The sequence below is a fragment of the Streptomyces boncukensis genome, from assembly GCF_011045075.1.
Lineage (GTDB): Bacteria > Actinomycetota > Actinomycetes > Streptomycetales > Streptomycetaceae > Streptomyces > Streptomyces boncukensis.
Window position 1 is genome coordinate 1 of the sequence record NZ_JAAKZZ010000465.1, and the last position, 5830, is coordinate 5830.

Here is a 5830-nt window from a genome sequence, read left to right on the forward strand (position 1 = left end):
GGGTGTCGGGGGTTGGCGGGTTCGTCACGGGTGCCGGTGACTTCGACGCGGGGTTGTTCGGGATCTCGCCGCGTGAGGCGTTGGCGATGGATCCGCAGCAGCGGTTGCTGCTGGAGGCGGTGTGGGAGGCGTTCGAGGCGGCGGGGCTCGATCCGCTGTCGCTGCGGGGGTCGTCGACCGGTGTGTACGCGGGGCTGATGTACCACGACTACGCGTCGAGCATGAACGTGGTGCCCGAGGGCGTGGAGGCGTTCCTGGGGACCGGCAATGCCGGGAGTGTGCTCTCGGGCCGGGTGGCCTACACCTTCGGGCTGGAGGGGCCCGCGGTGACGCTGGACACGGCGTGTTCGTCGTCGCTGGTGGCGCTGCATCTCGCGTGCCGGGCGCTGCGGTCCGGTGAGTGCGACCTGGCGTTGGCGGGCGGCGTGACGGTGTTGTCCACGCCGGGGGTGTTCGCGGACTTCGCGCAGCAGGGCGGACTCGCCTCCGACGGGCGGTGCAAGTCCTTCGCGGCCGCGGCGGACGGCACGGGATGGTCCGAGGGTGCGGCCGTACTGGTCGTCGAGCGGCTCTCGGACGCGCAGCGCAACGGACACCGGATCCTCGCTGTCGTGCGCGGCACCGCGGTGAACCAGGACGGCGCGTCGAACGGTCTGACGGCGCCGAACGGCCCCTCCCAGCAGCAGGTGATCCAGCAGGCGTTGGCCAACGCCCGGCTGGCGGCCGCGGACGTCGATGTCGTCGAGGCGCACGGGACCGGCACGCGGCTCGGGGACCCGATCGAGGCGCAGGCGCTGCTGGCCACCTACGGCCAGGACCGGGGCGAGGACGGCGAGCCGCTGTGGCTGGGCTCGCTCAAGTCCAACATCGGGCACACCCAGGCGGCGGCGGGTGCGGCGGGTGTGATCAAGATGGTGATGGCGCTGCGCAACGGGCTGATGCCGGCCACGCTGCATGTGGACGAGCCCTCCCCGCAGGTGGACTGGTCTGCCGGAGCGGTGGAGCTGCTGACCGGGGCGCGGGAGTGGCCCGAGGCGGACCGGCCGCGCCGGGCGGCGGTCTCCTCCTTCGGCATCAGCGGCACCAACGCCCACATCATCCTGGAGCAGGCACCGGAGCCCGTCGACGAGGCGGCACCGGCGCGCGCGGTACGGCCGGGAGCGGTACGGCCGGGAACGGTGCCGTGGCTGGTGTCGGCGAAGACCGCCGCCGGGCTCCGAGCCCAGGTGCAGCGTCTGCGTACGTTCACCGCCGAGCGCCCGCACCTGGACGTTGTGGACGTGGGCTGGTCGACCGCGACGACACGGGCCGCGTTGGAACACCGCGCGGTGCTGGCCGGCGACTCCGGTGGGGAGATGGCGTCGGGCCTCGTCCGCGGCGGGCGGCTGGCGTTGCTCTTCACCGGACAGGGGTCGCAGCGCGCCGATATGGGCTCGGAGCTGTATGAGGCGTTCCCGGTCTTCGCGGGAGCGTTCGACGCGGTGTGTGCCCGGCTGGATGGGCGGCTGGAGCGTCCGCTGCGCGAGGTGCTGGCCGACGGCGCCGGTCTGGATCAGACGCTGTGGGCGCAGGCGGGTCTGTTCGCTCTCGAAGTCGCCCTCTACCGCCTCGTCGAATCCTGGGGCGTGGAACCGGACGTGCTGCTGGGCCACTCCCTCGGCGAGATCGTCGCCGCGCACGTCTCCGGGATCCTGTCGCTGGACGACGCGTGCACCCTGGTCGCCGAGCGCGGCCGCCTCATGCAGGCACTCCCCGCCGGCGGCGGCATGCTCGCCGTCCAGGCCACCGAAGCCGACCTCGCCGACGCCGCCGATTCGGGGCTGGACATCGCCGCCGTCAACGGCCCTCAGTCCGTCGTGCTGTCCGGCGGCATCGAGTCGATCGAGCGGTACGCGGCCGAGTGTGCGGCGCGGGGCCGGCGAGTCAATGTCCTGGCGGTGTCGCACGCGTTCCACTCGGCGCTGATGGAACCGATGCTGGACGAGTTCGGGTCGGTGCTGGCCGGGCTGACGTTCCACCCGGCACGGATCCCGGTGGTCTCCAACCTGACCGGCGCCGTGGCGGAACCCGGTCTGATGCAGCGACCGGAGTACTGGCTGGAGCAGGTCCGGCGGACGGTGCGGTTCGCCGACGGCGTCGCGGCCCTGGACTCCATGGGCGTGACACGGTGTCTTGAACTGGGTCCGGACGGGGTGCTGTCCGGGATGGCGGGCGAGACCGCCGCGGAAGCCGTGCTCGTACCGATGCTGCGCGCGGACCGGGACGAGGCCGCCTGCGCGATCGGCGCCGTCGGCCGGCTGTGGACGCTCGGCGTCGAGGTCGACTGGGCCGGGGTGTTCGCGGGCTGGGACGGGCGGGTGGTCGACCTGCCGACGTACGCCTTCCAGCGGGAACGGTACTGGCCCGAGGCGGCGGCCGGCCCGTCCGGTGCCGACGCCGGGGACTCGGCGTTCTGGGACGCGGTGGAACGCGGGGACCTGCGGGAGCTGGCCGGCCTGGAGGCCGCGCTGCCCGCGTTGTCGTCGTGGCGGCGGCAGCGGCGTGAGCAGGCGGCCCTGGACTCGTGGCGGTATCAGATCGCCTGGAAGCCGCTCGCCCGTCTGCCCGCGCCGTCGCTGTCGGGCACCTGGGCGGTGTGCGGGCGCACCGATGAGAACGTCTCCGCGGCCTTGGACGCCGCCGGTGCCACGGTGGTGGCGGCGCGGGTCGACGAGGTGGCCTCGATGCCCGACATCGCCGGGGTGGTACTGGTCGCCGACGGCTGGACGGACGTGCTGGCCTCGGTGCAGGCGCTGCGGGGCACCGCCGCGCCGCTGTGGGTCCTGACCCGGGGCGCGGTTTCCGTGGGCGCGTCGGACCGGTCGGCGGACCCGTCGCAGGCGGCGGTGTGGGGGCTGGGCCGCGTCGCGGCGCTGGAGTTGCCGCACCGGTGGGGTGGTCTGGTCGACCTGCCCGCCGAGTGGAGCGCCCAGACGGCCGACCGGCTCGCCGGCACGCTGGCGAGCGGCGCCGGGGACACCAGGGACGCCGCCGACGCCGGGGACACCGGGGGCGCTGAAGATCAGGTGGCGCTTCGCGGACCGGTCGTGTACGGACGTCGGCTGGTGCGCGCTACGCCGACGCGGCGGGACGGGACGGAGTGGAATCCCAGCGGGACCGTGCTGATCACCGGTGGTACCGGCGCGCTGGGAGCGGAGGTGGCGAGGTGGCTGGCGGGCCGGGGGGCGCCGCATCTGGTGCTGACCAGCCGCCGCGGTGTGGCGCCGGACGGCTTGGTGGAAGAGCTGACAGAGCTCGGCACCCGCGTCAGCGTGTCCGCGTGCGACGTCGCGGACCGGGACGCCCTCGCGGCGGTGATCGGCGGTATTCCCGCGGAGTGGCCACTCACCGGCGTCGTCCACGCGGCCGGTGTCGACGATCCCGAGGGGCTGGAGGAGACCAGCCGGGACGCGATGGCCCGGGTGATCAGGAGCAAGGTCGACGGTACGGTCTTGCTGGATGAGCTGACCCGCACTCTGCCGGTCGAGCGGTTCGTCGTGTTCTCCTCGATCGCCGCGACGTGGGGCGGCAGCGGTCAGGGCGCGTATGCGGCCGGTAACGCGTTCCTGGACGCGTGGGCGCAGTCGCGCCGGGACCTGGGTCTGCCGGGCACGTCGATCGCCTGGGGGCCGTGGGCCGGCGCCGGGATGACGGACCAGGGCGACACCGCGCAGCTGCTGCGTCGGCGCGGCCTGACACCGATGGATCCGGCGTTGGCGGTGCGGGCGCTGGCCGCGGCGGTGGACGGCCACGAGTCGTGTGTGACGGTCGCGGATGTGGACTGGCCCCGGTTCGCCGCGGCGTTCACGCTGGTCCGCCCGAGCTCGCTGCTGTCCGACCTGCCGGAAGCGGCCGAGGCCGTGGCCGGCGGCGGCGGTAGCGGTGGCGGCGGCGGTGGCGGGCGTGATGGCGGCGCCGGGGGCGAACTCCGGGAGCTGCTGGCCGGCCATCCGGTCGCCGAGCACCAGCGGGTCCTCCTGGACCTGGTCCGGGACGCGGTCGCGACCGTCCTGCAGTACCCCGACCCGCAGTCCATCGAACCCGGATCGGCGTTCAAGGACCTGGGCTTCACCTCGCTCACCGCCGTGGAGCTGCGCGATCTGCTCGTCGCACGCACGGGGCTGCGGCTGCCCGCCACGCTGGTGTTCGACTACCCGATGCCGCTGGCGCTGGCGCAGTACCTCATCGGTCAGGTGCTCGGCGAGGCCGGCCACTCCCCCGTGTCGGCGCCTTCCGCCCACGTCGACACCGGGGAGCCGCTCGCCATCGTGGGCATGGCCTGTCGGTATCCGGGTGGGGTGGCCTCGCCGGAGCAGTTGTGGGAGCTGGTCGCCGGCGCGGTCGACGGGATCACTCCGTTCCCCGCGAACCGGGGCTGGCCGGCGGGGGCGCTGGAGGGTGTGGCCGGGCTGGGCGGGTTCGTCGATGACGCGGACCGGTTCGACGCGGGTCTGTTCGGGATCTCGCCGCGTGAAGCGTTGGCAATGGATCCGCAGCAGCGGCTGCTGCTGGAAGCGGCGTGGGAGACGTTCGAGTCGGCCGGGATGGATCCGCGGTGGCTGAAGGGCCGCAGCGTCGGGGTGTTCGCGGGGGCGTCCTCGTCGGGATACGGCGGCGCGGGGATGCCCGGTACCGAAGGGCACCAGATCACCGGTAACGCGGCGAGTGTGATCTCTGGCCGTGTCGCCTACGCGTTCGGGCTGGAGGGTCCGGCGGTGACGGTGGACACGGCGTGTTCGTCGTCGCTGGTGGCACTGCACCTGGCTGCCCAGGCGCTGCGGTCGGGTGAGTGCGACATGGCGCTGGCCGGCGGGGTGACGGTGATGGTCGGCCCGGGAGCGTTCGTCGAGTTCGACCGGCAGGACGGGCTGGCCGGCGACGGCCGGTGCAAGTCCTTCGCCGCGGGTGCCGATGGTACGGGCTGGGCCGAGGGCGTCGGCCTGCTCCTGGTCGAAAGGCTCTCGGACGCGCAGCGCAACCGGCATCAGGTGTTGGCCGTGGTGCGGGGCAGTGCGGTCAACCAGGACGGCGCGTCCAACGGTCTCAGTGCGCCGAACGGCCCCGCCCAGCAGCGCGTCATCCGCCAAGCGCTCGCGAACGCCCACCTCACCACGGCCGACGTGGACGCGGTCGAGGCGCACGGGACCGGGACCCGCCTCGGGGACCCGATCGAGGCGCAGGCGCTGCTGGCCACCTACGGCCAGGACCGCGGCGAGGACGGCGAACCGCTGTGGCTGGGCTCGATCAAGTCCAACATCGGTCACGCGCAGGCGGCGGCGGGTGTCGCGGGCGTGATCAAGATGGTTCTGGCGATGCGGCACGCCGTGCTGCCCGCGACGCTGCATGTGGACGCGCCGTCGCCGCAGGTGGACTGGTCTGCCGGAGCGGTGGAACTGCTCACCGGGGCGCGGGAATGGACCGAGGCGGACCGGCCGCGCCGGGCGGCGGTCTCCTCCTTCGGGATCAGCGGCACCAACGCCCACGTCATCCTGGAACAGGCCCCGGAACCGGAGATGGAGCCCGAGCCGCCGTCGAGTGGTGTGAGGGGGCAGGCGCCGGGGGCGACGGCGTGGGTGGTGTCGGCGAGGTCGGACGCCGGGCTGCGGGGGCAGGTGGAGCGGTTGCGGTCGTTCGTGGCGGAGCGGCCGGAGCTGGATGTGGCGGATGTGGGCTGGTCGCTGGCGGTGTCGCGGGCGGCGTTGGAGCACCGTGCGGTGGTGGTGGGGGCGGACCGGGATGAGCTGCTGGCGGGGCTGTCGACGGTTGAGCCGGGTGTGGTGGGTTCTGGTGG

General features: G+C 73.8%; 1 protein-coding gene. It reads left to right on the forward strand.

Going from position 1 to position 5830, the window contains the following annotated elements:
- Window positions 1-5830: type I polyketide synthase (locus G5C65_RS29725; protein WP_165302144.1), on the forward strand; the 5830-nt coding region annotated here is incomplete at both ends.